General features: G+C 77.0%; 1 pseudogene. It reads right to left on the bottom strand.

Annotated features, from left to right (window positions below):
• Positions 1-371 (bottom strand): annotated as a pseudogene (locus D7X55_RS43855) (hypothetical protein); the annotation flags it as partial.
• Positions 372-488 lie beyond the last annotated feature (117 nt).

Here is a 488-nt window from a genome sequence, read left to right on the forward strand (position 1 = left end):
GTTTCCATGCGGGACACTCCCGGAGCGGTCGCCGGGGACGTCGCGAAGGCCGGCGTCTCCAGCGGGGGCAGGATGGCCGGGTCGTCCATGACGGGCAGGCCCGGAGTGGCGTCCCGGTGAGCATCCATCACGGGCAGGCCGGACGAGGCCTGGGGTGCATCCCAATGCTCGGCGGCCGACGGTCCGGAGGCCTCGCGATGGGGAAGACCGGACGAAGCCGGGGCCTGCGCGGGGGCGTCCATCCGGGGAAGACCGGGAGCACCCGGGACCGCGGCGTTACCGCGAGGCTGGGCCGAAGCGGCGTGGGGGCGGGGAATGAGCGGCTCGGTGCCGTAGGCCGGCGTGGGCGCGGAGCCCGGACGCGGCTCCATGGGAGGCACCGGAGGCTGCGCGGCGCGGGGCACGGCGACGCCGGGGTTCTGGAAGCTGGCCTCGGACAGGGCCGAGGTGGGCGCGGCGCGCGGAGGCACGGGGGCGGCGGCCATCGG

It is taken from the genome of Corallococcus sp. AB049A, from assembly GCF_003668885.1.
Lineage (GTDB): Bacteria > Myxococcota > Myxococcia > Myxococcales > Myxococcaceae > Corallococcus > Corallococcus interemptor.